A 26,869-nucleotide genomic window follows, 5' to 3' on the forward strand; every position below is an offset into this window, starting at 1 on the left:
ACCTCTGCAGTTCCTGCCCCATGCTTGCCTCCGGTCGTTTCGAGCTCCGTCCCTTCGCTGAATCCGATCTCCCCTCCTTCGTCGAGGCCGTTCTGGAGTCCACTGCCACCGTCGGGAAGTGGATGCCCTGGGCCCATCCCAATTACTCAACGGCTGATGCTGCGTCCTGGTTTGCGCATTGCGAGGCCGAGTGGGAGCGCGGTTCCAGCTACGAGTTCGGCATTTTCGACGCCGGGTCCAATACCCTTGTGGGCGGCTGCGGCCTCAATCAATTCAACCTAGTCAACGGCTTCTGCAACCTGGGCTACTGGGTCCGCCAGTCCTGGCAGCGCCAAGGCGCAGCGCTCGCCGCCGTTCAGGCACTCAGTCAGTTCGCCTTTGCAGAGCTCAAGCTGGGCCGCGTTGAAATCGTCGTGGCCCAGCACAACACACCCAGTCTCAGCCTGGCCGAGCGGTCGGGCGCAGTGCGAGAGTGCCTCGCGCGGAATCGGCTCAAGGTGCATGGCATCTTCACCGATGCCTATGTCTTTTCCCTCGTCCCGCCTCAATACCGCGCCTTGAGCGCCACCGTCACACGCCGCGGCTCGCCATAAAAGTTCTGGCGCGAAATGCCTGACACCTTCTCGTAGTAGGTCTTGTCCAGCAGGTTGTCCACCGACAGGTTCAGAGACAGGTGGTCGTTGATCTGGTAGCCCACCTGGGCGTTGAACACTGCGTAGCCCGGTGCGTTGATGCGCAACGCACCGCTTTGCGCAAAGAACTCGCTGCGGTAGGTCATGCCGCCGCCCACGCTGAAGCCGCGCAGCGCCGGGCTGGTGAAGGCATAGCGGGTGAACAGGTTCACGCTGTGGCGCGGCGTGACGGGGCTGAACACCTGGCCCTGCTGCGCCAGGGGGGCCTGGAGGTAGCGGGTGTCGTTGTAGGCGTAGCCCGCCACGATGTCCCAGCCGGGCTGGGGCTGGCCGCTGACCTCGGTTTCGAAGCCTTGCGCGCGCACCTTGCCACCGGCGATGTAGGCGTTTGCCACCACCGGGTCGGCGATGGCGCGGTTTTCGTCAATGATGCGAAACAGCGCTGCATGGGCCTGCAGGCGCTTGTGCAAAAACTCGCTCTTCACGCCCAGCTCCACCTGCTTGCCTGTGCGTGGGGCAAGCAACTGCTTGGCCGCGTTGAGCTGGCTTTGCACCACGAAGGTCTCTGCATAGCTGGCGTAGCCGGTGTACTGCGGGTGGAAGTCCCACATCAGAGCCAGCGACGGCATGAACTGGCGGCCAGGGTCTGCCGATGCGGTGACTGCGCCCGTGCTGGTGCTGCGCGTCACCACCTCCGCCCACGACAGACGCCCGCCTGCCAGCAGCTTGACCGTGTCGGTCAGGCCGATCTGCGCCTGCCCGTACAGCGCGTTCTCGCGGCGCGTGACGATCGAGGTGAAGCCCGGTAGCCGGATGTCTGGGTAGGCCAGGTCATAGTGGGGCTGCAGCAGGTTGAACGGCAGGCGGGGGCCATAGGCGTAGTTGCCGTCCCAGCTCTTGCCCTCGTTATGGCTCGCGCCCACCAGCAGCTTGTGGGTGCGGCCTGCCACCTGCACCGGTGTGGCCAGGAAGGCGTCGTAGTTGCGGGTGCGCACGTGAAAGTCGCCGTCCACGGTTTCCATGGTGAAGCTGCCGTCGGCGGCCAGGGCACTGTTGGCGCGGGCCGAGCGGTAGAACGCCGTGCGGTCGATGTCGCGCGCGGACAGGCGCACCAAGCCGCCCCCATCCAGCCGGTGCTCCAGCTCTGCGAAAACGTCGGTGGTCTCCAGGTCTTGGCGGTTGGCACGCAGGCCAGCAAAGGCACTGCGGGGCAGGTCGGCCAGGCGGCCATCGGCATAGGTGGGCAGGCCCTGGTCGATGGCGGCGCGCACGCGTTGCTGCGCCGCGCCCACCGACACGGTGGTGGAGGGAGTGATGTCCCATTCCAGCGTGCCGTAGCCCAGGCGCTTGTTGTTGAACAGGGTGTCTACAAAACTGTCTTTGTCTTCCACCACCGCGACGGCGCGCGCGCGGATCGTGCCTTCGGCATTGAGGCCGCCGCCCACGTCTACGGTGCCCCGGCGCAGGCCGAAGGAGCCCGCCGCCGCATCGGCGCCAATGGCCAGCTTGGCCGGGGCGCGCTTGCGCACCATGTTCACGGTGCCGCCGGGCTCGCTCGCGCCCTGCAGCAGGCCGGCCGGGCCGCGCAGCACTTCGATGCGGTCATACATGGCCGTGTCGAGCGTGCTGTAGTTGCCCTGGGGGATCGGAACGCCGTCGAGCTGGATGGAGCCCAGATCGAACCCGCGCGCCTGGAAGGTGTTGTAGTTGCCCGCACCATCAAAGCGCGTGACCGTCATGCCGGTGCTCAGCTTGATGGCGTCTTCCACCTTGGTCAGGTTGCGGTCATCCAGCTGCTGGCGCGTGACCACGCTGAGGGACTGCGGCGTCTCGCGCGGTGCCTGCTGGAGCTTGCCCACGCTGACTTCGCGGGCGGTGTACTGGCCCGAGCCTTCGGTCGCCGCGCTGTTGGCCTCGTCGGTCACCTTCACTTCGGGCAGCGCTGCCGTGGTGGGGTTGCCCGTGGTGGGGCCGGAGCTGGTCTGTGCTTGCGCCGTTGCCACGGTGGCCAGCAGGGCGGCAAGGGCCAGTGGGTGCATTTGCATGGTGCTTCTCCTCCTCGGTGTTTGATATCTGCTATTAAATTAATAGCTTCTAGCGCTTGTCCATAAAGCGCTAGCAGCCAAAAATTGTTCAAATTTGCGTGCTGTGCCTGCAGGCGCAGCGTCAGAACCGCGTGCGCAGCGTCACCTGCACCGCGCGCGGCGAGCCGGGCAGGATCAGGTTGTCGTTGCTGCCGTGGGCCGACACGTAGTACTTGCGGTTGGCCAGGTTCTTGATGTTCACGTCCACATCCCACTGGCCCAGCGTGTACTGCAGGGCCGCGTCCAGCGTGGTGTAGCCGGGCAGGGTGACCAGGTTGGTCAGCGAGGTGAAGCGCGCACCCACGTAGTTCACGCCGCCGCCCACGCGCAGGCCGTGGCCCAGGTCTTTCATGGCCCACAGGAAGGCGGAGTTGCGCGGCGTGAGCGCGGGCACCTTGCCTTGGGCGGCGATGGCGGCGGTGGGCAGCTGTGTGGATGTGGTGGTGGCCAGTGACTTCGTCATGCGGCCGTCCAGCCAGGCGTAGCCGGTGCTCACGTCCCAGCGGCCGGGCAGGCGGCCGTTGGCGGTCAGCTCCAGGCCGTTGGTGCGCTGGGTGCCCACGTTGATCTGGCGTCCAGGGTTGGCGGGGTCGGTGTTCTTGATGTTGGTGCGCTCCAGGTTGAAGAGCGCGCCGGTCACATTCATGCGGCCATCGAGCAGGTCGAGCTTGACGCCGATTTCCTTGTTCTCGGTGATCTCTGGTTCGGCGCCGGTGTTGTTGGCGGCCAGCGCAAACGCTTCGGCTGAGGGCTGGAAGGACTTGCTGTACGACACGTAGTACGACACCACATCGCTCGGCTGCCACACCAGGCCCGCGCGAGGGCTGAACTTTTTGTCGGTGCGCGAGAGCGTTGAGAGCTTGCGGTCGAACGTGGTCTCTTGCCCGAAGACGTCGTAGCGGGCGCCCACCAGCGCCTTCCATTGGGGCGCCAGCGTGATCTGGTTTTGCAAATACAGCGCGGCCGTGTCTTGCGTGGTGTGGCTGGGGATGGCGCTGTCGGCGTTGTAGTTGGCCGCTGGGATGGCGGGAGCAGGGCGGTTGCCGGGGTTGAAGAGTGGCACGCGGTCTGCGCCACCGGTGACGGACTCGGAGCGTTTCTTTTGCTGGCCCAGTTCCACACCCATCAGCCACTCCTGCTTGAAGCCGCCGAGCTGGTTGCGCCACGTCACGTCGGTCTGGTTGAAGAAGCCTTTTTCGTCGCGCAGGATGAACGAGCGCGTGCGGCCCACCGTCAGGTTCACCGGGTCGGTGGTGCCGCCGGGCAAGGTGTTGTATCGGTCCAGCGTGTAGTCGTACAGGCGCGTGACGTTGCGCACCGACCAGTCGTCGTTGAAGCGGTGGTTCAGCGTGGCTGCGAACGACTGCATGGTGCTGGTGGTGGTGTCGTCCTGCGCGGCGTTGCTGGAGCCGTAGTAGGTGCTGGCGGGCACGTTGACGGGGCGGCCGTTGAGCGCAGGAATGCCGAAGTCCGTCAGGCGCTTGTCGCGCGCGTTGGTGTACTGCAGCAGCAGGTCGGTCTGCGCCGCGAGCTTGAGCGCGAGCGACGGCGCGAAATTGTGGCGCTTGACGAACTGCTGGTCGCGGTAGCTGCCGGAGTCCTCCACGGCGGCGTTGATGCGGAAGGCGGCGGTATCGCTGATGCCCACATTCACGTCGGCCGTGGCGCGGCGGTAGTCGAAATTGCCCAGGCCCAGCGATGCCTCGCCCGAGGTCTCGCCAAACTTGGGCTTCTTGGTCACGCGGTTGATCAGGCCACCCGACGATCCGCGCCCGTACAGCACGGCGGCAGGGCCCTTGAGCACTTCCACACGCTCGATGTCGGCCAGGTCACGGAAGTACAGCGCGTCGTCGCGCACGCCATCCACAAACTGGTCGGCAATGGCGGTGAAGCCGCGTATCACCACCTGGTCGCGCTGGCCGTCGCCGTGGCTCATGGCCACGCCGGGCACGTTGCGCAGCGCGTCTTCCATGGAACGCGCACCCTGGTCGCGCAGGAGCTGCGCGGGCACAACGTTCACGGCCTGGGGCACATCGCGCAGCGGCGCGCTGCCCTTGGTGGCCGTGCTGGCAGCGGCGGGTGAATAGCCGTCGTCGTCCGCGCTGGATTGCACGGTGACCTCGCCCAGCGTCTGCGGCGTGGTCTGCGCAACTGCAGCGGGCGGCGCCGTCGTCTGCGCCAGTGCCGTGCCACACAGCGTGGCAAGCAGGGCGGCCACCAGCGGGTGGAGGCGATAGGGGGTTGGTGTGTAAGCGTGCATGGTTTTCCTTGGAGTGAGCGCAACGCGGTTGGCGAAAAGCCCTTGCACCTCGTGGCCTGGCGCGTGCCGCGAAGGCCCGCTGTCTGGGATGTGGTGGGGCCGTGAAAACAGAAAAGCGAGTTCGAGCCCGAGCGGGCTCAGCGCACGGCTGCGGGAGCGTGGAGCCTGGCTATCACCACCCCAGCGCCCGCGCCAGCAGGCCCGCCAGCAGGGCGGCGACAGCCAGTTCGGGCGTGCGCCGGGGCTGCCAGGTGACGGTGGCCGTGACCGCCACCGCGGCCACCGACAGGGCCACGGACCATGCCGTTACGCCCAGGGATGCAGGCACGCCCCCTGGCGGGTGCGCCACTGCCAGCCACAGCGAAAGCACCAGCAGCAGCCAGCCCGAGCGGCGCAACGCCACCAGGCGGCGCACGGCGCCTTCCTGGCCCAGGGCGTCTTCGTGGTGGCGATCCATGCCCAGCGCAATGGCCGACCAGGCGGCAAAGCACAGAAGAAAGGCGGACATGGCTCAGGCTCCCGAGGTGGAGGTTTCGGCGGGCGCCCCGGGCACCGACGGGGCAGGCCGCGCGGGTCGCGCACTCCGTGCAGGCGCACCGCGCCGGGGCGTGCGACCAGGGCGCACACGCCACGCCAGCCAGCCCAGCAGCAGCCCGGTGGCCAAAAACGACAGGTCCATGCTGGCCCACACCCATTCGCGCGCGGGCAGGCTCACGCCCAGGTGGGTGTGTGTGGTCAGCGCGTTGATCAGCGGCAGCGCGGCCCACACCAGGCCCGCAGCGGCCAGCGGCACCGTCCAGCCCAGGCGGTGCGGGCGCGCCACCGCGCAGGCCAGCGCCCACAGCAGCGTGATGCCCCAGGCGCTGAAGAACCAGGCCAGCTCTGCATCCGCTCGGCCCTCGATGCCCACAGGGATCAGGCGGTTGGCGGCCAGGTACACGCCACACGCCAGCGGCAGCCCGGCCAGTGTCGCGATGTTGATACCAGCCACCAGGCGCTCGCCAAACGGCGCTTTGGGGTGCGCAGCGGGCGCGTTGCTGGTCGTTTTGGCCGCCCCTTGGCGGCTGGCCTGTGTCTGCGACTTGGCGCTGCGCTTGACCGACCACAGCACCATGCCCGTGGCAATCATCAGGCTGCCCAGCACCCCAAAACCGAACAGCGCCCAGCGCAGGCCCACATCGGCAAACCGCGCCATGTGCAGGCCATACAGCACGCCATAGGTCTTGACGGCGGGACTGGTGGCGTCGGCCTGGTCCAGCCATTGGCCGGTGGTGGCATCAAACAGCAGGCGCGGCGGGCGGTACTGCAGGCGGTCGCCTTCGTGGCGCGTTACCTCCACCACGGCGCGGCCGTTGGCATCGCGGCGCGCCTGCACGCTGCCGATGCGCCCGCCCTGCCAGCGGGTGGTGGCCGCGTCGATGATGGGCTGCAGGGTGATGGCGGGCAGGGGTTCCACCTTGTCGCCCGCACTACGGCGGGGACGGCTTTCGGGCTTCTCGCCCTGCAGGTCGGCAAAGTACGCGTTGGAGTCCACGCCTTTCTCGTTCTTGTAGTTGGCGGCAATGCCTGCGGGCATGTACAGCGTGTGGAAGATCATCAACCCGCTGAAGGTGATCATCAGATAGAACGGCAGCACCAGCACGCCGCTGACGTTGTGCGCATCCAGCCACGCACGCTGCCCGCCCTTGGTAGGGCGGAAGGTGAAGAAGTCCTTGAAGATGCGGCGGTGTGTGATCACGCCGGTGATCAGCGCCACAAACATCAGCATCGTGGCCACGCCCACCACCCAGCGGCCTTGGATAGTCCAGCGGCCTTTTTGCGCGGTACGCAGCTCGAAGTGAAAGCGGTAGAAAAAATCACCGCCCATGGTCTGGCGCGCCTCGATGGGCTCGCCCGTCTGCGGGTTCATGCGCAGCGTTTCAAAGCGCCCGTTGCCGGTGCCGCGCCAGAGCATGTTGACGGCTGGGTCGCGGTCATCGGGCAGGTGCAGGATCCACTGGGTGACGTCAGGGGCCTTGCGCACCAGCGCGTCCACGGACTTCTGGGCCACCTGCGCATCGGCCGCGTCGGTGCGCGGCAGCCCGTGCATCTCGGGGCGCATCCACAGGTTGAACTCGTTCTTGAAGAACGACAGCGTGCCCGTGAGGAAGATCGCAAACAGCAGCCAGCCCAGGATGAGCCCTGCCCAGGTGTGCAGCCACGACATCGCCTGGCGAAAGCCTTCGCGGTCGGCGCTCTTGCGCACGGTGGAGGTCGCTGTTGTCATGGCGTGCCCCTCATCCATTGCGGCGCCATGGCGCACGCGCCCAGTGCCAGGGCGGGCAGCAGTGTGCCGCCCCAGGCGCCCCAGGCCGTGCGCGCATAAAACGCCCATCCCGCCGCCATGGCATAGGCCAGCCAGGCCAGCATGGTGGCGGTCAGCACGGCCTCCACGCGCGGCATCCACAGCGCCAACACCAGCGAAAGCGCAGCGGTGAACCCTGCCGCCAGCGCATAGCCGCCAGCGATGGCCGCCATGGCGCGGGAGGTGATGACCAGGCGGTAGCGCCAGTCAACGCGGGCCGCCTTCATGGCCGACCTGCGGCGGCACCCAGGGCGGTGCGGCCTTCAAAAAAGGAGAGAAGCAGAACTCCTGCAGGGCAGGGGCTGGCGGTGCTGCGCGGCATCAGAAAGGCTCCAGGCAGTAGGTGTCGTACGGCAAACGTACAAACGCTGGCTGCAGCGGCGGAGAGCCCGGCTGACTGGCTGGCTAGGTGTTAAAGGGAATCACGGGACCTGCCCTTGCAGATCGGGAGCTGCATGAAGGAATGGCCTTGGTCGTAAGAACGCATTCTACTTTTGTTGAGAAGCATTCGCATTTATAAAAATGCTATTTGCGCTGGTTTGATGTGTGCTTGCAACAGCTTGTGACATGGGGGTAGGGCTGTGCTTCGCAGCCCCGTGCAATCGGGGGAGCTTGGTGATGGCGTGGGCACAAAAAAACGGGCCTCGGCCCGTTTTTTGTTGTTCTTCTTGGTACTTTTCGTGGAGCGCTCTGGTGCAGTCTTGGCGTTACTCCACGTCACCCATCTGCGATTGCAGGTAGTTCTGCAAGCCCACCTTGCCGATCAGATCGATCTGGGTTTCAAGGAAGTCGATGTGCTCTTCGGTGTCGTCCAGGATCTTTTGCAGCAGGTCGCGCGAGACATAGTCACGCACTGTTTCGCAGTGGGCGATGCCATCCTTGATGGTGGCCTGGGCGCCTTGTTCTGCGCGCAGGTCGCAGGCCAGGATCTCTGGCACGTCTTCGCCGACCTGGATCTTGGCCAGGTCCTGCAGGTTGGGCAGGCCATCCAGCGTGAAGATGCGGTCCATGAGCCAGTCGGCATGCTTCATCTCGCCGATGGATTCCGAATACTCCTTCTTGGCCAGCTTGTCGAAGCCCCAGTGCTTGAGCATGCGGTAGTGCAGGAAGTACTGGTTGATGGCGGTGAGCTCGTTCTTGAGCTGGGCCTGCAGATGGCCAATGACCTGTGCGTCACCTTTCATGGGGACTCCTTGTTGTGATGTGTTGATTCGGCCCCGATTGTCGTGAGCCATATCAACACGCGCAAGGCATATCCCTGCTAGAGCGCGCTGGCTGCGTGTGAGGTTGATAGGCGTTCGCGTTCACCCCGGCCGACCCCATCCGGCCCGGTAGGCCCGATGGGGCTGCGCAGGCCGGGCGCGGGGCTATTGTGCGGCGCGTGGCGCGGCAGCCTGTGTGCCCATGGCGGTTGCGGCTGCAGACGATGGCACCGTGCGCCGCTCACGCCAGTGCGCGAGGCCCAGCCATACCGTGGGCACCAGCACCAGGGCCAGCGAGATGGCCTGGGCAATAGTGCCTTCGGCCAGGTCTTCGGTGGCCGCATGCCAGTAAGCGTTGTCGATGCCGGGTATCGCTGCGCCTTCGGTGAACTCATGGAACGCATACACCACCAGTTGCACCGCAAACACCGCCATGAACCACGACGTGACGCGGAAGAACCGCGCAAGGTTCACTGCGCGGCCGTAGCGCGTCCAGGCCCAGGCGATGGCAATGGCCAGCGCCAGGCCCGCCAGGCCGCCCCAGGCCATGTAGCCCAGCTCGGCGCTCCGGGCCAGGGCGGCGAGCATGGTGGCGGTTTCCACGCCTTCGCGGCCCACCATGAAGAGGGCAAACAGGAACACCGCCACCCAGGCGCGCGGGCCTTCCAGCACACTGGCGCGGTCCATGCGCTGGGCAATGTCTTGGCCCATGCCTTGGCCCGCACGGCGCATGTGCACCACGCACCAGGCCACGGTGGCGGCAGCCACCAGCGCCATGCCACCCTCGGCTGCGGGCGACAGCGCGCCCACCTGCGAGAGCACCCAGCCCAGCACCAGCGAGAGCAGGGCTGCCACGCCCACGCCCGCGCGCAGTGGCAGCAACAGGTGCAGGCGCCCGGTCTTGCGCAGGTACAGGGTGGCAATCGCCACCACCAGCAGGGCTTCCAGCCCTTCGCGGAAACAGATCAGAAGTGTTTGGAACATGGTGTTTGAGGTCTTTGCTATAAATTTATGAGCTGCTTGCGCTTATCAATAAAGCGCTACAGGCCGTTTTGACCGATATTTCAGAGGCGTCGAGCTTTGGCTGACCCACTGCAGCAAATTGGCCTGGGTGGCGTTGCTGCAGTGCGGCAGATGATAAAACTAAACGCGAATCAGTTGTATTTGAATGTTTGATATGGCACAAGGGTTGACCAGGTGGGCGGTGGTTCGTGCAGCGGCTTCGTGGCGGTCTTTGGGGGTTTAAAAGGGGGCAAAATGCCCGCCCCGGCCTGAGGGCAGGGTGTCACTGTATAGTCACAGGCAATTGATTCAATCAAATCAATTAATTGGATTGATGGTCTCGAAAGGCCTAGACTTCAGTCCTGTTCAGTTAACCAACCACTAAGGAAACAGCAATGTCCCTGATCAATACGCAAGTTCAGCCCTTCAAGACCACCGCTTTCGTCAACCGTGACGGCAAGGGTGAATTCATCGAAGTGACCGAGCAGTCCCTCAAGGGCAAGTGGTCCGTGCTGATCTTCATGCCCGCAGCTTTCACCTTCAACTGCCCCACCGAAATCGAAGACGCTGCCGACAACTACGCTGAGTTCCAGAAGGCCGGCGCCGAGGTCTACATCGTGACCACCGACACGCACTTCTCGCACAAGGTGTGGCACGAAACATCGGACGCCGTGGGCAAGGCCAAATTCCCCCTGGTTGGCGACCCAACGCACCAGCTGACCAACGCTTTCGGCGTGCACATCCCTGAAGAAGGCCTGGCACTGCGCGGCACGTTCGTGATCAACCCCGATGGCGTGATCAAGACCCTGGAAATCCACTCCAACGAAATCGCCCGCGACGTGTCGGAAACCCTGCGCAAGCTCAAGGCTGCCCAGTTCACCGCCGCCAACCCTGGCCAAGTCTGCCCCGCCAAGTGGAAGGAAGGCGCCAAGACCCTGACGCCTTCGCTGGACCTGGTCGGCAAGATCTAAGCATTCGCTTTTCTCGGCCTCTGAAGCCGGACAGCGTCATGGCGCCTGTGCGCCGTGCCGTCCGGCTTTTTTACGCCCGGAGTTTGACCCGCAGGCTTGATCCGAACCACGCTTGCCATCACGCTCCCCACATACAACTCGAAATTCAAAGGACACCACCATGCTCGACGAACAACTCAAGACCCAACTCGCCGCCTACCTGGAGCGCGTGCAGCAGCCGTTTGAGCTGGTGGCATCCCTGGACGACAGCGAGACTGCGCGCGACATGCGCGAGCTGCTGACAACCATCCAATCCCTGCGCAGCGACAAGATCACCCTGCGCACCGACGGCAACGATGCGCGCAAGCCATCCTTCAGCCTGCAGCGCGCGGGCGCCACCAACAGCCTGCGTTTTGCCGGCCTGCCCCTGGGCCATGAATTCACCTCGCTGGTGCTGGCCCTGCTGTGGACCGGCGGCCACCCGCCCAAGGTCGAGCAGGACGTGATCGACTCCATCAAAGCGCTGGATGGCGACTTCAACTTCGAGGTCTACATGAGCCTGACCTGCCACAACTGCCCGGACGTGGTGCAGGCGCTGTCGCTCATGGCCATCGTCAACCCCAAGGTCAAGACCACTGTGATCGAAGGCGGCGCCTTCCAGCAGGAAGTGACCGAGCGCGAAATCATGGCCGTGCCCATGGTGTTTTTGAACGGCCAGGTCTTCGGCTCCGGCCGCATGACGATTGAAGAAATTGTCGCCAAGCTCGACACCGGCGCCGCCGCCCGCGAAGCCGCCAAGCTCAGCGCCAAGGCACCGTACGACGTGCTCATCGTCGGCGGTGGACCCGCTGGCGCCGCGGCCGCTGTGTACGCCGCCCGCAAAGGCATCCGCACCGGCGTTGCTGCCGAGCGCTTTGGCGGTCAGGTCAATGACACGCTGGCGATTGAAAACTACATCTCGGTGCTCGAAACCGACGGCCCCAAGTTTGCCGCCGCACTCGAAGCCCACACCCGCGCCTACGGCGTGGACATCATGAACCTGCAACGCGCCGACAAGCTCATCCCCGCGGCCGAGCCAGGTGGCCTCATCAGCGTGCAGATGGCCAACGGCGCCACGCTGCAGTCCAAGACGGTGATCCTGTCCACCGGCGCCCGCTGGCGCAATGTCAACGTGCCCGGCGAAGCCGAGTACAAGAACAAGGGCGTGGCCTACTGCCCGCACTGCGACGGACCGCTGTTCAAGGGCAAGCGCACGGCGGTCATCGGCGGCGGCAACTCGGGTGTCGAGGCTGCCATCGATCTGGCCGGCATCGTGGCCCACGTCACGCTCGTCGAGTTTGCCGACCAGCTCAAGGCCGACGCCGTGCTGGTCAACAAGCTCAAGAGCCTGCCCAATGTGAGCGTCCACACCAACGCGCAGACCACCGAAATCACCGGCGCCGACGGCAAGGTCAACGGCCTCAAGTACAAGGACCGCGCCACCAACGTGGAGCACCTGGTGCCGCTCGAAGGCGTGTTCGTGCAGATCGGCCTGGTGCCCAACACCGAGTGGCTCAAGGGCACGGTGGAGCTGTCCAAGTTCGGCGAAATCATCGTCGACTCGCACGGCCGCACCAACATCCCCGGCGTGTTCGCAGCGGGCGACTGCACCACGGTGCCTTTCAAGCAAATCGTGATTGCTGCGGGCGATGGATCGAAGGCGGCGCTGAGTGCTTTCGACCACCTGATCCGCATGCCGGTGGTGGCTGCGGCCGAAGGCGCCAAGGCTCCCGAAGCGCAGCGCGAAGCCGTGGCAGCGTAGGACGGGGCAGGGCGGCGGGGGCGAGCTGGTTAGGGCCAGTGCTTTCGAGGCACACCCCAACTCCCCTCTCCCCTCGTGGGAGAGGGGCCGGAGGAGAGGGGGGCGCATTCCCTCCGCGCCAGTTTCCCCCCTCTCGCCAACCCTCTCCCGCGAGGGGAGAGGGAGTCATGCAGGGGGCATCTCAAGCAAATCGGACTCTGGCGCTTGCTAGTAAAGCGCTAGTAGCTATCAAAACAAGAGCGACTGGATGTTTCAGCATCCGGTCGCTTTGCTTTTGGTGCCGATCATGGAGGCATGGAATCGTCAAGTCAGTGGCACGGTGGAGAGGGTTCTCATCCACTTTCGTCGGAGCTCGCGATAGTTTGCTACAGCGCGGCCGTTGCTCACATCACCTCGCAAGCTCGGCAATGGACTGAATGTGAAAGTCTGCGGCTACGCCAGGCGTGCTGGTGCCTACCAAGCAGGTGGTCATGCCCAACTTTCTGGCTGGAATGATGTCGCGCTCCAGGCTGTCTCCCACAAACAGCACCTCGTCCGGAGATGCGCCTGTGGCGTCGAGCGCCGCAAGTAACGGCCGCGCGGATGGCTTGATGGCGCCGACCTCTGTGGAGAAGATGGCGGCGGCAAGAATGGGGGCAACACCACTCGCTACTAGTTCTTCCTTCCAACAATGCGACGGCGCCCACACGTTGCTGACAATGGCGATAGCACTTTGTTCTGCGACAGAGCGCAGTGCAAGAGCGGCCCAAGCTGGCACTTTTCCGACCTCGTGCCTGGCAATCGTCATGGCGATCGCTTCATGCTCGCTGGCGGGAACCCCGGAGTGGGTGGTGATGAAGTCGGCCAAGGAAGGGAAGCACTCCACCAGCCGGGGATCCTCATAGTCGCGCAGAAAGGCTGCGTAGCATGCGCTTACAGCCGATTGCACATCAGCGAACGACAGGCCCCCGCCACCGACCGCACGATAGCTGGTGTAGTAGTCCTGCTGCGGGTCGAACCGATCCCCTCCGAACATGAAGGTGCCATTCATGTCGAAAAGAACAGCCCGGTAGCCTGCAATGTCTGGAGGCTTTGCTTGACGCATAGATGACGCAGGCTTAATCGGCCATAGACGGGCTGTTGCTGACCCGATGGACCTCGGCAAGGATCATATTGACTGGCACTTGCTTTCCTTTGCTGTAAACGCCTGCTTGTCATGGCGATTGAAGCCCGCCGATTCATAAAACTGGAAGGTCGCCTCATCCTTCCTGCCGGTCATCAGCATGACCTTGTAGCAGCCTTGCGACCAAGCAAACGACAGAGCCTCCGCGAGTACTGCCTTGCCATACCCCCGATTGCGATGTGCTGCATGGGTCACGACGTTTTCGATCAAACCATAGGGCTTGCAGCCACGGGTCAGATTCGGAACCACGGTGATGGTGCAGCTGCAGATGAGCTTGTCAGCCACGTAGACCCCGAAATATCGGTAGCGTGGGTTGCTCTGTAGTTCTCGCCAGATGGCTTCAACCGTTGATGCTCCCGGCAATGGGTCGTCATCTTTGTGAAGGTGTTGATACAAGTCCAGGAGGCTGTTTAATTCCGAGGGGTCAATTCGGCGAACGTCCATGCACTCCTCTTTTGAGTTGTTTGGGTATGACGATTGCGGCGTCCAGGAGATCGCTCGTGCGCACGCCAAGGGTTGCTGCGAGATGTTGCCACACGCCGCGCACGCCACATCGGGCTTGTTAAGAGTTGCCGCATGGGGTTTTAAATTGTTGCTATTGAGAATTATTCTCATATAATTTCATCCCACCAGCCAGCCACAACCGCCCGATCTTCTGCGCGCAGAAGCCAAGGCCGTCTGCATGGAGCCAGCTCTGTATTCGTTGTCGTTTCAGAGAAGGACTCCCCTCCGTGGCGCAGGCATTCCGTTCCCCTCCGTTTTCTTCCCGGCGCGCACAGGCGCACCCCTCCGATCAATGGCTGCAAGGCCGTCTGCGGCCGCTTGCATGGCTGGTGGCCTGTGCATGTGTGGCCATTGGCAGCGCGCATGCGCAAGATGCGGCCCAGTTGGTGGCTGCAGCGCCGCAGCTCAAAGAAGTGGTCATCAGCGGCTCTCGCAGCGAACAGGACCGCGACGAGCTGCCCATGAGCATCGACGTGATCAATGCGCAGGCCATCGAAGAAGGCCAGGTGCGCGACATCCGCGACGTGGCGCGCGAGCTGCCCAACGTGTCGGTCACGCGCTCGCCCGCACGCTTCTCGCTGGCCAGTGGCTCCACGGGGCGCGAACAGAACGCGGGCTTCAACATCCGGGGGCTGGACGGTAACCGCGTGTTGATGATGGTGGATGGCATTCGCCTGCCGCGCAGCTATGTCTTCAGCGCCAACGCCTTCGGGCGCGACTATCTGGACATCGGGCTGCTGCAGCGCATTGAGGTGGTGCGCGGCGCCACCTCGGCGCTGTATGGCTCCGATGGCATGGCGGGCCTGGTCAACTTCATCACGGCAGACCCCTCGGCGTTTCTCGATGGCGACAAGCACATCGGCGGCCGGGTGAGCCTGGGATATGACGGCGACGAGCACGGCAAGCGCGTGGGCGCCACGGTGGCAGGCAAGGCAGGCGACACGGTGCAGTGGCTGCTGGGCGGCAACGTCACGCGTGCGAGCGAGCTGGACAACATGGGCACCAACGATGCGGCCAATGCCGACCGCACCAAGCCCAATCCGCAGAAAGACAGAAGCGGCGCTTTGCTGGGCAAGGTGGTGCTGACGCCCGGCGGCGGACAGCGCCATGTGTTCACGCTGGAGCATGTGGACAAGACGTCCGACTACGAACTCCTCACCGCACCCTCCAAGCCGCCGCTGGCCGCGACCTCGGTGCTGGGCTCTACCTCGTTCACCGACATGCAGCGCAGCCGTGCGACGTGGGAAGGCAACTGGCGCGTGAACACCGCGTTTGCCGATGATGTGAAGGCCACGCTGAGCTGGCAGGACGCCCATTCGCGCGAGTACATCACCGAAGACCGCAGCACCGCCGCCGACCGCGTGCGCGACGTGACCTATGACGAGCGCACCTGGCAGGCCAACCTGCAGGGCAGCAAGGTGCTGCGCAATGGCGGGCCATGGGTGCAGAAGATCACCTACGGCCTGGACTACACGGCGGCCAAGGTCGAGAACCTGCAGACCGGCGTGACGCCGCCCACGGGCGAGACCTTCCCGCTCAAGCGATTCCCCGACACCACCGAGACCAGCACGGCCCTGTATGTGCAGGACGAGTTCGTGAGCGGGCCCTGGAGCATCACCCCCGGCGTGCGCTTCGACACCTTCCGCATCAAGGCCGACCAGGCGGGCTTTGGCGCGCAGGCGGTGTCGCTGTCGGGCAATGCCACCTCGCCCAAGTTCGGCGTGCTGTACCGTGCCAGCGAGCAGTGGAGCGTGTTTGGCAACTACGCGGCGGGCTTCCGTGCGCCCAATGCGGGGCAGGTCAACGCCTTTTTCGAGAACCCGGTGGGCAACTACCGCACGGTGCCCAACGCCAACCTCAAGCCCGAGAAGAGCCAGAACTTTGAGCTGGGCGTGCGCGGGCGCCTGGAGCGCCTGTCCATCGAGGCTGCCGCGTTCACTGGCCGCTACAAGGACTTCATCGAAGACCTGCGCCAGGTCAGCGGCACAGGCGCACCGGGCAACCCGCTGGTGTTCCAGTCAGTCAACATCGGCCGCGTCAAGCTGAGCGGCTTCGAGGTCAAGGGCGACATGCGCTGGGGCCAGTGGGCGGGCGGGCAGTGGAGCTCTCCGTTTGCCTATGGCCAGACACACGGTCGCGACACCGCGACCGGCAAGCCAGTGAACACGGTAGATCCATCGCGCCTCACGGCGGGCCTGCGCTACGACACCGATGGCTGGATGGCGCGGCTGGACATGACCCATGCTGCCGCCAAGAAGGCCAGCGACGTGAGCGTGGCCACGGGCAGCACGCAGTTCCTCACGCCGTCGTACACGGTGCTGGACCTGGCGGCCCAGTGGCGCATCCGCAAGGACCTGCGCCTGAACGCGGGCATCTACAACCTCACCGACAAAAAGCACTGGCGCTGGGCCGACGTGCGCGGCCTCGCTGCCAACGCCAGCTTCATCGACGCCTACAGCCAGCCGGGCCGCTCCGTGCGTGTCTCGCTGGTGGCGGATTTCTAAGTTACCTCCCTAGGCACCTTTTCAGGCACTTCATCAAGGAGACAGTTCATGAGCCATGCACCTGACACGCCCGATACGCACACGTCTGGCGCCCATTGCGACGAGGAATACAGCCTGCCCTGCGCCGAGGCGCTGCTGGCGGGCACCCTGGCCCTGATGACGGGCTATGTGCAAGCCTGCTGCGACAGCCACCGCGACGCCATGGGCCGCAAGATCGCGGCCAACCTGCAGATGCTGGCCGACGCCCAGGGCTTCACGCCGCACTTCCGCACCGTGGTCTGGAGCCTGCAAGGCCGCTGGGACCAGCAATGCAAGGCGCGCCAGGACGTGGCCGCCAGCGCCGCGATGGTGGCTGCCGAACAACGCCGCGTGCTGTGGCACACCGCGCCGGAGGCCGTGCAATGAATGCCGCAGTGACGAACCCCCCAAGCGCTCCGGCCCATCCGCCGCAGGCCGCCCCCGACATCCGTGAGCGGTTCGCCGCAGCCCGCGCAGCGGGCAAGCGTGCCAAGGACGCAGCCGAGAGCCTGGGGCTGTCGGAAGGCGCCGCCGTGGCCGCCCATGCGGGCGAGCACGGCCACCCGCTCAAGGCCCAGCCGCTGCAGGGCTCGTGGCTGGAACTACTGCAGTCGCTCGAAGCCTGCGGCCCGCTGATGGCGCTCACGCGCAACGAAGGCACGGTGCACGAGAAGACCGGCGTGTACACGCACGTGTCGGCCACCGGGCCGGTGGGCATTGCGCTGGGCGAAGACATCGACCTGCGCCTGTTCTTTGCGCAGTGGCATGCCGGCTTTGCCGTGACCGAACTGGCCAACGACCCCGCCAAGCCGCCATCGCGCAGCCTGCAGTTCTACAACGCGCAGGGCCGTGCGGTGCACAAGATCTTCACGCGCGATGCCACCGACCTGGCCGCGTTCGACGCAGTGGTGAGCCGCTTCGCGCAGCCGAGTGCTGGCTATGTTTTTGGCCTGGCGCCCGCGCCAGCGGCCGTGCTGCCTGACGCAGACATCGACGCCGACGGACTGCGCGATGCCTGGGCCGGTATGCAGGACACGCACGAGTTCTTCGGCCTGACCAAGAAATTCGGCGTGGAGCGCCAGCAGAGCTTTCGTCTGGTCGAAGGCCAGTTTGCCTGGCGCGCCGCACCGCAGGCCGTGGCGCGCCTGCTGGACGAAGCGGCGGTGGACGGCCTGCCCATCATGGTGTTCGTGGGCAGCGGCGGCTGCATCCAGATCCACACCGGTCCGGTGCGCAACATCCAGCCGCTCGATACGCCGCATGCGCAGTGGATCAACGTGCTGGACGCGGGCTTCAACCTGCACCTGCGCACCGACATGATTGCCAGCGTGTGGGTGGTGGAAAAGCCCACGGCCGATGGTGTTGTCACCTCGGTCGAGGCGTTCGACCACGCGGGCGAGCTGATGGCCATGTTCTTCGGTGCACGCAAGCCCGGCAAGCCCGAGCTGCAGGGCTGGCGCGACCTGGTGGCACGCCTGCCCGGCGTGCAGGAGCTGGCCCATGCTGCGTGATCCAATGGCCGTGCAGAGCTGGGGGCCAGGTGGCGCGCGTCGGCGGCTGTTGCGCAGTGTGGCGGCTTTGCCTTGGTTGTCTGCGATGGGGTCAGGGGCCGCCTGGGCCGCCCGCCCGGCGCGCATCGTCTCGCTGGGCGGCGCGCTGACCGAGGTGGTCTACCTGCTGGGCGCACAAGGCCAGCTGGTGGGCACCGACACCACCAGCCTGTTCCCCGAGGCCGCGCTCAAGACCGCCAAGGTCGGCTACATGCGCCAGCTGTCGGCCGAGGGGCTGCTGTCCCTCAAGCCCGACGCTGTGGTGGGCACCACCGAAGCCGGACCGCCCGTGGTGCTGGACCAGGTGCGCAGCGCCGGTGTGCGCGTGGAGCTGGTGCAGGCCGACCACACCTGGGACGAAGTGCGCCGCAAGGTGGCCACCGTGGGCCGCGTGGCCGGCCGCGAGCGCGAGGCCCAGGCTCTTCAGGCGGACCTGGATGCGCAGTGGGCGGCGGTGCAAAAGCAGGTGGCGGCCGCCACGCGACGCCCGCGCGCCATCTTCATCCTGTCGCACGGCGGCAGCCCCATGGTCGCGGGCACTGGCACGGCTGCCGATGCGCTGATCCGCTTTGCGGGCGCCACCAATGCCATCACGCAGTTCGCAGGCTACCGGCCCCTCACGGCCGAGGCCATGGCCAGCGCCGCGCCCGAGGTGCTGCTCAACAGCACGCAGGGCATCGAGGCACTGGGCGGCGAGGCCGCCTTCTGGCAGCGGCCTGAGCTGGCGCTCACGCCCGCATTCCGCCGCAAGGCCCTGGTGGCCATGGAGGCCAGCCACTTGCTGGGCTTTGGCCCGCGCCTGCCTGCTGCCGTGCGCGAGCTGCACACCCGCACCCAGGCGATCACCGCGTGAGCAGCGTGGCCGTGGCGCAGCCGGGTGCGCGCTGGAGTCCCGGGCGCCTGTCTCCCCGCACGGCGATAGGTGTAGGGGCAGTGCTGGTCGTGCTGGCCTTGGTCTGGGCCAGCACGCGGGGCGCCTACGCCATTGCACCCACCCAGCTGTGGCAGGTGCTGCTGCAGGCCCTGGGCGCTGCACCATCTGCTGAACAGGCGCCCGAATATCTGGTGTTCATCAACATCCGGCTGCCCCGCCTGCTGATGGGTGTGGCCGCTGGCGCCGGCCTGGGGCTGGCCGGTGCGCTGATGCAGGGGCTGTTCCGCAACCCGCTGGCCGACCCCGGGCTGGTGGGCGTGAGCAGCGGGGCCGCGCTGGCGGCGGCCGTCACCATCGTGCTGGGCAGCCACTGGCTGCCCGACCTGCCGCGCACGCTGGGCAGCTGGACACTGGTGGGCATGGCCTTTGGCGGCGGCCTGCTGGTCACGGCGCTGATCTATGCACTGGCGCAGGCCGATGGCGGCACGCGCATGGGGCTGATGCTGCTGGCGGGCGTGGCGGTCAATGCGCTGGCGCTGGCGGGGCTGGGCTACCTCAACTTCATCTCCACCGACGAGCAGCTGCGCAACCTCCAGATGTGGCTGCTGGGCAGCCTGGGCGGCGCGCGCTGGAGCGCTGTCGCCCTGGTCGGCTTCATCGTGGCCTTGGCCTGCGGCCTGGGCCTGGCGCTGGCGCGCCCGCTCAACGCCATTGCCCTGGGCGAGGCGCAGGCCGCGCTGCTGGGCGTGCCGGTGGAGCGCACCAAGCGCTTGGCCGTGCTGGTGACGGCGCTGGCCGTGGGCGCGGTGACGGCGGCCACCGGCATCATCGGCTTTATCGGCCTGGTGGCGCCGCACTGGGTGCGCCTGGTGGCGGGGCCGGACCACCGCGTGGTGCTGCCGGGCTCGGCCCTGCTGGGCGCCGCGCTGGTGCTGGCGGCCGACGGCGTGGCGCGCACCATCGTGCAGCCTGCAGAGCTGCCGCTGGGCGTGCTCACCGCGTTCATCGGCGTGCCGCTGTTTCTGGCCATGCTGCGCCAGTTCCGGAGCAAGGTATGAATGCCGCCGTCGCATCCCCGGTCACCACCACCGCCGATCTGCTGGTGTGCGACCAGCTGGGTGTGGGCGTGCCCGGCAGGCCCTTGCTGGCCACCGTGCATACGCAGTTGGTGCCCGGGCGCGTCACGGCCATCCTGGGGCCCAACGGCGCGGGCAAGTCCACGCTGCTGGCCATGCTTTCGGGCCAGCGCGCGCCGCGCTCGGGCCATGTGTGGATGGGCGGGCAGCCGGTGTCTGGCAAAGGCGCCCAGGCCCTGGCCCGCCAGCGCGCCGTGCTGCCGCAGGACACGGCCGTGGCCTTCGACTTCACGGTGCAGGAGGTGGTGGAGATGGGGCGCTTTCCCCACCGCCAGCAGCCCAGCCGCCACGAGGCGCGCATCGTGAACGAGGCGATGCAGGCCACCGGCGTGGCCCACCTGGCCGGGCGCAGCATCAACACCTTGTCGGGCGGCGAACGCGCCCGCAGCCACCTGGCCCGCGCGCTGGCCCAGATCTGGGAGCCTCTGCCCGATGGCGCCACCCGCTGGCTACTGCTGGACGAGCCCACCGCCGCCCTCGACCTGGCGCACCAGCACCACACGCTGGCCCTGGTGCGCCGCTGGGCGGTGGAGCAGGGCGTGGGCGTGGTCGCGGTGCTGCACGACCTGAACCTGGCCCTGCGCTACGCCCACGACAGCCTGCTGCTCGCCCCGGGCCTGGCAGGCCCGCGCAGCGTGCACGCCACGACCCACCTGCTCACTCCCGCCACCATCGCGCAGGTGTGGGGCGTGCACAGCACGCCGGTGCTGGCGGCCGATGGGGTGCCGCAGTACCTGGTGGCGGCTCGGTAGATCGATAAAAATTGGTAAAAATGGCCGCTAGCGCTTATATGTTAAGCGCTATAAGCTATGAATTTAATAGCAAATTGCGGTCGCGCCGTGGCACTGTGCCAAGCCGGGTGCACTGCTGTGCAGCCCGCCGTTCACCTGCTGCGTGCGGCCCGGGCGCCCTGTCAGTGTGGCTTCGATACCAGCAAGTTGCAGCTCTCGTCAGCGGCCAGTACCGAGCCCACGGTGCAGCGTGGTGGGTCGCGTGGATCGCGGTCGTTGTGCCCTGGGGTGAGGCTGATGCCGGTGATGCGCACGCTCTGCCCGGTGGTGTTGCGCACTTGGTATTGGTGCATGTAGTCAGCAACAGCCCGATCCAGCGAGGTGTGGTAAGGGATGTCCGCCGTACCGCCTGAAGGATTGCTCAACTGCACATCGTCTGGTGCGGGCGCCGCCTCGGCCGGGCCGCTCCAGGAGGTAGCCGTCAGCATGGCAGCCGCAAGCACGCCGGGGGCAATGGCCAGCATCAGGCTTGCCAGGCTGCCGCGTGCCGCGCGCCAGGCCATCAGTGCCATCAACAGCGACAGCACCAGCACCCCCCACTCTGCGAGCGTGGGCACCGGCTGCGCAGGGCCTGCCAGCCCGGCCACATACGTGATGGCGCCCACCGGGGGCTGTGCCTGTGCCCAGACCGAGCCGGACGCCGCCAGGGCGGTAGTGGCCAGCAGGCTGGCCCATGGGCGAAAACGAAGCAAGGGGGTGTTGGTCATTGGAATGGTCCCTGTCAGAAAATAAATGAAAAACGCCAAAACAAAACATACGCGCAGCTGACGCAAAACAGATGCGAAACAAAGGCAAAGCGCGCCTTCCTTTGTTCCAACGGCACCGGAGCAGACCGGGCCACACCGGTGCACCCTGAACCCGCCGGTATTCGGGTTGACCGTTGCACCGTCGCACCGGGCGCTGCACTATTGCCACGGTGTCAACCTGCGGCCTGCCACAGCGGCAGCCAGCAGCGCAAGCAGGGCCAAGGCCCAGGGGCCGAGCGTCGGAATGGCTTGTGCGCCGCCAGGCGGCACTGCCAGCAGCACGGGCAGGCCGGGGTCGGTGATGCGGCCGGGCATGGTGTCGCTGTCGCCCACGCCACCATCGGTCAGTGTCAAGGTCACGCTCAGGCCATCGGCTGAGAACTGGGCACCTGGCAGCACATACCAGTGCGGCCGGGCGCAGGCGGCCGCGCCCGTGCAGCCCAGCCCTTCGGGGCTGGGGCCGTATTTGAGGTACACGGCGCCTGCGGGCACGGGCGTGGTGAAGTTGACGGTGACCTGGGCGCTGGCACCCGGCGCACCGCCGTCCAGCACCAGCGCCAGCGGCACGTGCGCGGTCTGCGCGCCGACCGGCAGCGGGGCGGGCAGGGTGGAGAAGTTGGCGCTGGTGATTTGCCAGCCGCCGGTGTTGTCGGCCTGCACAGCGCCCGTGCCCTGGCCTGCGTTCGCCCATGGCGCGCTGCACTGCTGCGCCGCACCGCTATGTTCGCCCGCGCACTCCCAGGTGTACTGGCCGTTGGCAGATTGCACCGCACTGGCTGTGCCGGCGGTGCACAGGTGGGTGGTAGGCACGGTGGCCCGTGGCTGCAGCGCTGCGGTGCCGCAGTTGCCATTGATGGGGGACAGGGTGAACTGGGCGCCCACACTGCGCGCTGCGGACACTTGGGCCCACTGGCATGCCCCGTTGCCGCTGCAGTCGCCCGTCCAGGCCGTGAACTGGTAGCCCGTGGCGGGTGTGGCGGTGCAGCTGGCGTCCTGGCCATGGGTCACGGGGTTGGGCGTGCAGGTCACGCTGCCCCCGGTGGCGGGTTGCACGGTGATGGCATAGGTCTTGAGGGCAAACGTGGCCGATACGCTGCGTGCGCTGGTCACGTTGGCCATCTGGCAGGCCCCGTTGCCGGTGCAGTCGCCGCTCCAGGCGGTGAACTGGTAGCCCGCGGCGGGTGTGGCGGTACAGGTGGCGGTCTGGCCGTGGGGCACGGGGTTGGGCGTGCAGGCCACGCTGCCCCCTGTGGCGGCAGGGGTGGCGATGGCGTAGGTAATAGCCGCAAACGTGGCCGACACACTTTGTGGGCCGCTGGCGCTGGGCAGAACGCAGGCGCCGCTGCCGGTGCAGTCCCCTGTCCACCCGACAAACTGGTAACCCGTGGCGGGCGTGGCGGTGCAGCTGGCAGCCTGGCCGTGGGCAACGGGGTTGGGCGTGCACGCCACGCTGCCCCCTGTGGTGGCGGGTGTGGATATTGCGTAGGAGAGGGGCGTGAAGATGGCCGAAACGCTGCGCGTGCCGGTCACGTTGGTCAAATGGCATGCGCCGTTGCCGGTGCAATCGCCCGTCCAGGCGGTGAGCTGGTAGCCCGTGTCGGGCGTCGCCGTGCAAACGGCGTCCTGCCCGTGGTTGACGGGGTTGGGTGTGCAGCCCACGCTGCCGCCCAGGGTGGGGGGCGTGGAGATGGGGTAGGTGATGGGCGCAAAGCTGGCGCTGACCAGGCAGGTGTTGTAGATGGCACCCGTGGTGTAGGTGTCGCCCGCCAGCGAGCCGCCGCAGCCGCTGGCCGAGGCGGAGTACCCCGTTGGGATGGTGAGCCTGAAGGTGGCCGTCTGGCCTGCAGTGACCAGATAGCCCGGCTCGATGCTGCCGCCGCCGCTGGCTTGGGTGTAGGCGTTGTACCCGCGCGGTGCGCTGCATTGCGGCGAATCGGTGCCACCGGCCCGGCCCAGGCATTGCCAGGTGAAGCGGTCCACCTGGGTGTTCATGCCGCTCAGCGAGCCTGGGTTGCAGGCGGCGGTCCCGGTGGGGGCGAACTGGAAAGCTGTGGTGCCATCGGCGCTGCCGCAGCTGCCCGTCACTGGCAGTGAGGTGCCTTCTACGCGCATGCCGAACGTAGTGCTTTTCGAGGCGTACCAGTTGGTGCCATCGGTGGTGGTTTGACCCAGCCCGGAGAAGTCGCTAATGCTTTGCGTGCGAACGGAGCTGAATGTCGTGCCCCGGCTTCTCATCACCACCCAAGCGGCATTGCCCCAGCCGACGGTGCGCACGCCTGTGAACGTGCGCAGACCATAGCCGGTCGCGTCGGGCGTGAAGTCGCTGCACTCGCCGGAGTAGGGGGTTGTGCTGTCGGCAGTCGTTTCGCACACCTGCACTTCAAAGCCGTCGAACCTCTCTATGTACATCGCCACTGTCTCGATGCGCATGGGCGTGGTGCCTACCGGGATGCGGTTGGCGTTGCGGCGGTCAGAGTAGTAAGGGAGGTATGACTCACTCCAAGACACGCTTCCTGATGTGGCGTTGACGTTGTCGAAAAGAACATCGGCGGTCGCAGGCGCCACCGACAGTGCCGCCGAGAGCAGGGCGGCGAGCTGAAGGGCAATGATTTTCATGGCGAAGGGATCAGGTGGTAGGTAGTGCGGCCCCCCCTGCCTGCATTTCGCATAAAAAATGCCGCTAGCGCTTGTGTGGCAAGCGGAAGCAGCTATCTCTATAGGAGCAAGCGGCGCAGATGGCGCAAACGGCGCAGATGGAGCACGCTGTGATCGATCTTGCAGGGACGGTGCCCCCGCAACTTGACCGCGCGTTTGTGCGCCGCTTGACTGCGCGTCTGCTCAGAGCCCGAGCAGCCAGTCTGCGTACTCGACCGATAGGGCGTTGGAGAGGGCTGGCGCTTGGCCGTTGCTGCGGGCCGATTCGGCGGCAGCGCGCACATCCCGGGGCGTGTGGCCGAAGGTGGCGCGGAAGGCGCGGCTGAAGTGGGCTTCGCTGGCAAAGCCCAGGCGGGTGGCCACGTCTGCCACCCGCAGGTGCCGGTAGGCCGCGTTCGACAGGGTCTGGAATGCGCGCTGCAGGCGGCGCTGCTGCACGTAGCGCGCCACGCCGCCCAGCGGCTCAAAAAGCTGGTACAGCCGGTGGCGCGAGATGCCGAAGGTGCGGCACAGCGCCTCGGGCGTGATGGGGGCGCCCAGGTGGTGGCCGATGTGGCGCTGGATGCGTTCCAGCGTGACAGCCTCCACCTGCGCACGGGCCTCGGCCAGGGTGCGCTGGCTGGGGCGCAGGCACGCGGCAAGCATCTGCGTGGTGGCGCGCACCACGTCATCGGCTTGGTCCATGCCGATGGAAGGCAGCCGCCGGTGCAGGGCGCCCAGGTGGTCTGCCAGCAGGCCGCCCAGCACGTTGTCTGAGCGCAGGACCGTGCCGTGGGGGTTGGCCCCACCCCCAAAAGCCTCGTCGCCCAGCGCACGCGGCACGATCAGCGACAGCACGCGCGAGTCCTGGGCGGCTGTGTGCTGCGTGCGGGCCATGTCAAACACCACCACATCCCCCGCGCGCACCTGCAGGTCGTCGCTGTCGCTGTGCTGGCCGATGAAGCCGCCCTCGCGGTACCACTGCACCAGATAGTGGTCCAGGCCATCCTGCGCGGCACGCGCCTGGCTGCGTGCAAAGCGCTGGGCGCCAAAGCGCAGGTCGCCCAGCAGCAACTGGCCCAGGTGAACGGCATCAACCTGTGCGTGAAATCCTTTCGGCGGGCCGCTGTGCACCAGCGGGGCCACGTCAAACAGTACGGAGATACCGCTGCGCCAGGCTTCAAAGCGGTCCTCGCCGGACGACTGCGTGGTGGCAAAGGTGGTAGAGGGCAGAGGCTGGGCGGGCGGCGGCATGGCGCCGAGATGATAAAGGCCGCTGGCGCCATAAGCCTTGCCGGAGTCGCGCCAGCGCCAATATAGGCCACCCGGGCCCGCGGGTCGAGGTGGCTGTGCCGCGCGAGACCGTTGGATCGCGTCTCGCAGCCGATATTCCTATTCCCGCTACCGCGCAGGCTCTTGGCACCCGGCCCCGGACCCGGCACGAGGAGGCCCCTCAGCGCGTCAGGCTATGGCCCGGGGCGGTTGGCACGGCTTGCATAGAATGCCGCAACCCATGCGCCGCCTGTTGCTCCTCTTTTTGTTGGTGTTCATGCCGCTCCAGTCCATCTGGGCGGCGGCCTCGCCCTATTGCGGGCACGAGTCAGCACCGCAGGCTTCGCACTTTGGCCACCATGTGCACGAGCACCATGGCGACGAAGGGGCCGATCATTCGGCCCCGGGCGCCAGCCCCAGCACCCTGGCAGACATGGACTGCCATGCCTGCCACGGCACAGGCGGCGGCCTGGCGCACAGTGCCAGCGCCCAGGCCATCGTGGTGGCCGTGGTGCACCCGCCGGGCTTGGCCGCACCCGCCTGGCCACTTGCCCCCCTTACGCGCCCCGAACGCCCCAACTGGCCTGCTCTCGCCTGAGCGGCGAGGCGGGGGCTTGGGTGGCTCCGTTTCTTTTCCTGATGCTGTTGGAGACCTGCCTTCCCTGGCAGTAGCGGTGCGCGTCTTGCTGTTGGCGTGCGTGCACTGCTGACCGTCCCCTTCATCCATCGCGCCTCGCCGATTTCAACCTGTGGCCCCGGCCACTGCAGAGGAATCGGATGCAACCAACGAAACAACGACAACACACGTCCATTGCCGCGCTGGCGGTGATGGCACTGGGCTGGGCACTGCTGGGCAGTGCCGCACAGGCCCAGACCGCACACCCCGGCACAGCGCCGCTCACGCTCCAGGCCCTGTTCGAGCAGGCCTGGCAACGCCAGCCCGAAGCGCAGTCTGCAGCTTTGCGGCGCGAGGCCGCGCAGGCCACACGCAGCGCGGCGGCAGCCTGGACGGCCGAGCCCGCAGCGCTGGAGCTGTCCACCAAAACCGACCGCCCCGGCAGCAACCAGGGCAGCCGCGAAGCCGAAGTGGGCCTGGCCCTGCCGCTGTGGCTGCCCGGCGAGCGCGCCCGCAAGGCCGCGCTGGCCGATGCGGAAGCGCAGGCGCTTAACAGCCGTCAGCGCGCCGCGCAGCTGCAACTGGCCGCCACCGTGCGCGAAGCGTGGTGGGCCGCGCAGCGTGCGCAGGCCGATCAGGCACTGGCGCAAGACCGGCTGCTGAACGCGCAGCGCCTGGCCGCCGACGTGGCGCGCCGCGTGCGTGCGGGCGACCTGTCGCGCGCGGACCAGGCGCAGGCCGACGGCGCCGTGGCCCAGGCCGAAGCCGCCATGGCCGAGGCCCAGGG

23 protein-coding genes are annotated in these 26,869 nt (G+C 66.7%); 11 read left to right on the forward strand and 12 right to left on the reverse strand.

The window, feature by feature from the left end:
• Nucleotides 1-20: 20 nt before the first annotated feature.
• The gene (locus KW832_RS16010; RefSeq protein WP_218300652.1) at nt 21-593 is read left to right on the forward strand and encodes a GNAT family N-acetyltransferase; all 573 of its coding nucleotides are present in this window, start codon (nt 21-23) and stop codon (nt 591-593) included.
• Here KW832_RS16010 and KW832_RS16015 read toward each other — a convergent pair.
• The 7 genes from KW832_RS16015 to KW832_RS16045 form a co-directional block, all read right to left on the reverse strand.
• Nucleotides 545-2,677, reverse strand: a complete 2,133-nt coding sequence (locus tag KW832_RS16015; RefSeq protein ID WP_218300653.1) for a TonB-dependent siderophore receptor — start codon at nt 2,675-2,677, stop codon at nt 545-547. The two genes, KW832_RS16010 and KW832_RS16015, sit on opposite strands and share 49 nt — an antisense overlap.
• Before the next feature lie 121 nt (nt 2,678-2,798).
• Nucleotides 2,799-4,976, reverse strand: a complete 2,178-nt coding sequence (locus tag KW832_RS16020) for a TonB-dependent siderophore receptor (RefSeq protein ID WP_218300654.1) — start codon at nt 4,974-4,976, stop codon at nt 2,799-2,801.
• Nucleotides 4,977-5,148: 172 nt separating this feature from the next.
• A complete protein-coding gene (locus KW832_RS16025; RefSeq protein WP_218300655.1) occupies nt 5,149-5,484 on the reverse strand; it encodes a DUF3325 domain-containing protein in 336 nt (111 codons plus the stop codon).
• A 3-nt stretch (nt 5,485-5,487) separates the two neighbouring features.
• The gene (locus KW832_RS16030; RefSeq protein WP_218300656.1) at nt 5,488-7,242 is read right to left on the reverse strand and encodes a PepSY domain-containing protein; all 1,755 of its coding nucleotides are present in this window, start codon (nt 7,240-7,242) and stop codon (nt 5,488-5,490) included.
• Entirely contained in the window at nt 7,239-7,547 is a 309-nt protein-coding gene (locus KW832_RS16035) for a DUF3649 domain-containing protein (protein ID WP_176886506.1), read from the reverse strand. Before KW832_RS16035 ends, KW832_RS16030 begins: the two co-directional genes overlap by 4 nt.
• Before the next feature lie 480 nt (nt 7,548-8,027).
• Nucleotides 8,028-8,504, reverse strand: coding sequence for a bacterioferritin (bfr, locus tag KW832_RS16040; RefSeq protein WP_055398627.1), 477 nt, complete (start codon nt 8,502-8,504; stop codon nt 8,028-8,030).
• Between the two features lie 183 nt (nt 8,505-8,687).
• Entirely contained in the window at nt 8,688-9,506 is an 819-nt protein-coding gene (locus KW832_RS16045; protein WP_055398628.1) for an FTR1 family protein, read from the reverse strand.
• A gap of 413 nt (nt 9,507-9,919) precedes the next feature.
• On the opposite strand from KW832_RS16045, the gene ahpC reads away from it, so the two are divergent.
• The gene (ahpC, locus tag KW832_RS16050; protein ID WP_055398629.1) at nt 9,920-10,495 is read left to right on the forward strand and encodes an alkyl hydroperoxide reductase subunit C; all 576 of its coding nucleotides are present in this window, start codon (nt 9,920-9,922) and stop codon (nt 10,493-10,495) included.
• A gap of 160 nt (nt 10,496-10,655) precedes the next feature.
• The gene (gene ahpF / locus KW832_RS16055; protein WP_218300657.1) at nt 10,656-12,275 is read left to right on the forward strand and encodes an alkyl hydroperoxide reductase subunit F; all 1,620 of its coding nucleotides are present in this window, start codon (nt 10,656-10,658) and stop codon (nt 12,273-12,275) included.
• 388 nt (nt 12,276-12,663) lie between these two features.
• Here the strand turns inward: ahpF and KW832_RS16060 are convergent, their stop codons facing one another.
• Both KW832_RS16060 and KW832_RS16065 read right to left on the reverse strand, forming a co-directional pair.
• Complete coding sequence (locus KW832_RS16060) at nt 12,664-13,359, reverse strand: HAD family hydrolase (RefSeq protein ID WP_218338455.1); 696 nt, start codon at nt 13,357-13,359, stop codon at nt 12,664-12,666.
• A 63-nt stretch (nt 13,360-13,422) separates the two neighbouring features.
• On the reverse strand, nt 13,423-13,881 hold the full coding sequence (locus tag KW832_RS16065) for a GNAT family N-acetyltransferase (protein WP_218300659.1): 459 nt from the start codon (nt 13,879-13,881) through the stop codon (nt 13,423-13,425).
• 356 nt (nt 13,882-14,237) lie between these two features.
• On the opposite strand from KW832_RS16065, the gene KW832_RS16070 reads away from it, so the two are divergent.
• The 6 genes from KW832_RS16070 to KW832_RS16095 are packed head-to-tail and all read left to right on the forward strand — an operon-like array spanning nt 14,238 to nt 20,775.
• Nucleotides 14,238-16,445, forward strand: coding sequence for a TonB-dependent hemoglobin/transferrin/lactoferrin family receptor (locus tag KW832_RS16070; protein WP_218300690.1), 2,208 nt, complete (start codon nt 14,238-14,240; stop codon nt 16,443-16,445).
• 48 nt (nt 16,446-16,493) lie between these two features.
• Nucleotides 16,494-16,850: a hypothetical protein gene (locus KW832_RS16075; RefSeq protein ID WP_218300660.1), complete on the forward strand. Its 357-nt coding sequence runs from the start codon at nt 16,494-16,496 to the stop codon at nt 16,848-16,850.
• Nucleotides 16,847-17,974, forward strand: coding sequence for a hemin-degrading factor (locus KW832_RS16080; RefSeq protein WP_218300661.1), 1,128 nt, complete (start codon nt 16,847-16,849; stop codon nt 17,972-17,974). Before KW832_RS16075 ends, KW832_RS16080 begins: the two co-directional genes overlap by 4 nt.
• Nucleotides 17,964-18,866: a hemin ABC transporter substrate-binding protein gene (locus KW832_RS16085; RefSeq protein WP_255577769.1), complete on the forward strand. Its 903-nt coding sequence runs from the start codon at nt 17,964-17,966 to the stop codon at nt 18,864-18,866. The genes KW832_RS16080 and KW832_RS16085 overlap by 11 nt, the downstream gene beginning before the upstream one ends.
• Nucleotides 18,863-19,945 (forward strand): iron ABC transporter permease, encoded by a 1,083-nt coding sequence (locus tag KW832_RS16090; protein ID WP_218300662.1) that lies wholly within the window; start codon nt 18,863-18,865, stop codon nt 19,943-19,945. The genes KW832_RS16085 and KW832_RS16090 overlap by 4 nt, the downstream gene beginning before the upstream one ends.
• Entirely contained in the window at nt 19,942-20,775 is an 834-nt protein-coding gene (locus KW832_RS16095; protein WP_218300663.1) for a heme ABC transporter ATP-binding protein, read from the forward strand. Before KW832_RS16090 ends, KW832_RS16095 begins: the two co-directional genes overlap by 4 nt.
• Before the next feature lie 161 nt (nt 20,776-20,936).
• Here the strand turns inward: KW832_RS16095 and KW832_RS16100 are convergent, their stop codons facing one another.
• From KW832_RS16100 to KW832_RS16110, 3 genes are all read right to left on the reverse strand, one after another.
• Nucleotides 20,937-21,521, reverse strand: a complete 585-nt coding sequence (locus KW832_RS16100) for a midcut-by-XrtH protein (protein WP_218300664.1) — start codon at nt 21,519-21,521, stop codon at nt 20,937-20,939.
• Between the two features lie 198 nt (nt 21,522-21,719).
• A complete protein-coding gene (locus tag KW832_RS16105) occupies nt 21,720-24,176 on the reverse strand; it encodes an IPTL-CTERM sorting domain-containing protein (RefSeq protein WP_218300665.1) in 2,457 nt (818 codons plus the stop codon).
• Between the two features lie 222 nt (nt 24,177-24,398).
• A complete protein-coding gene (locus tag KW832_RS16110; protein WP_218300666.1) occupies nt 24,399-25,448 on the reverse strand; it encodes a helix-turn-helix domain-containing protein in 1,050 nt (349 codons plus the stop codon).
• A 259-nt stretch (nt 25,449-25,707) separates the two neighbouring features.
• On the opposite strand from KW832_RS16110, the gene KW832_RS16115 reads away from it, so the two are divergent.
• A complete protein-coding gene (locus tag KW832_RS16115) occupies nt 25,708-26,064 on the forward strand; it encodes a hypothetical protein (RefSeq protein ID WP_255577770.1) in 357 nt (118 codons plus the stop codon).
• A 179-nt stretch (nt 26,065-26,243) separates the two neighbouring features.
• The coding region (locus KW832_RS16120) for a TolC family protein (protein WP_218338456.1) at nt 26,244-26,869 on the forward strand (626 nt) is incomplete at its 3' end.

Source organism: Acidovorax sp. sif0632, assembly GCF_019218805.1.
In the GTDB taxonomy this organism is placed as follows: Bacteria; Pseudomonadota; Gammaproteobacteria; order Burkholderiales; family Burkholderiaceae_C; genus Acidovorax; species Acidovorax facilis.

Coding starts and splice junctions, on each gene's coding strand:
- KW832_RS16095 (WP_218300663.1), top strand. CDS start 19,942: ATGAATGCCGCCGTCGCATCCCCGGTCACCACCACCGCCGATCTGCTG.
- KW832_RS16115 (WP_255577770.1), top strand. CDS start 25,708: ATGCGCCGCCTGTTGCTCCTCTTTTTGTTGGTGTTCATGCCGCTCCAG.
- bfr (WP_055398627.1), bottom strand. CDS start 8,504: ATGAAAGGTGACGCACAGGTCATTGGCCATCTGCAGGCCCAGCTCAAG.
- ahpC (WP_055398629.1), top strand. CDS start 9,920: ATGTCCCTGATCAATACGCAAGTTCAGCCCTTCAAGACCACCGCTTTC.
- KW832_RS16015 (WP_218300653.1), bottom strand. CDS start 2,677: ATGCAAATGCACCCACTGGCCCTTGCCGCCCTGCTGGCCACCGTGGCA.
- KW832_RS16030 (WP_218300656.1), bottom strand. CDS start 7,242: ATGACAACAGCGACCTCCACCGTGCGCAAGAGCGCCGACCGCGAAGGC.
- KW832_RS16085 (WP_255577769.1), top strand. CDS start 17,964: ATGCTGCGTGATCCAATGGCCGTGCAGAGCTGGGGGCCAGGTGGCGCG.
- KW832_RS16080 (WP_218300661.1), top strand. CDS start 16,847: ATGAATGCCGCAGTGACGAACCCCCCAAGCGCTCCGGCCCATCCGCCG.
- KW832_RS16045 (WP_055398628.1), bottom strand. CDS start 9,506: ATGTTCCAAACACTTCTGATCTGTTTCCGCGAAGGGCTGGAAGCCCTG.
- KW832_RS16035 (WP_176886506.1), bottom strand. CDS start 7,547: ATGAAGGCGGCCCGCGTTGACTGGCGCTACCGCCTGGTCATCACCTCC.
- KW832_RS16065 (WP_218300659.1), bottom strand. CDS start 13,881: ATGGACGTTCGCCGAATTGACCCCTCGGAATTAAACAGCCTCCTGGAC.
- ahpF (WP_218300657.1), top strand. CDS start 10,656: ATGCTCGACGAACAACTCAAGACCCAACTCGCCGCCTACCTGGAGCGC.
- KW832_RS16060 (WP_218338455.1), bottom strand. CDS start 13,359: ATGCGTCAAGCAAAGCCTCCAGACATTGCAGGCTACCGGGCTGTTCTT.
- KW832_RS16075 (WP_218300660.1), top strand. CDS start 16,494: ATGAGCCATGCACCTGACACGCCCGATACGCACACGTCTGGCGCCCAT.
- KW832_RS16025 (WP_218300655.1), bottom strand. CDS start 5,484: ATGTCCGCCTTTCTTCTGTGCTTTGCCGCCTGGTCGGCCATTGCGCTG.
- KW832_RS16100 (WP_218300664.1), bottom strand. CDS start 21,521: ATGACCAACACCCCCTTGCTTCGTTTTCGCCCATGGGCCAGCCTGCTG.
- KW832_RS16110 (WP_218300666.1), bottom strand. CDS start 25,448: ATGCCGCCGCCCGCCCAGCCTCTGCCCTCTACCACCTTTGCCACCACG.
- KW832_RS16020 (WP_218300654.1), bottom strand. CDS start 4,976: ATGCACGCTTACACACCAACCCCCTATCGCCTCCACCCGCTGGTGGCC.
- KW832_RS16010 (WP_218300652.1), top strand. CDS start 21: ATGCTTGCCTCCGGTCGTTTCGAGCTCCGTCCCTTCGCTGAATCCGAT.
- KW832_RS16105 (WP_218300665.1), bottom strand. CDS start 24,176: ATGAAAATCATTGCCCTTCAGCTCGCCGCCCTGCTCTCGGCGGCACTG.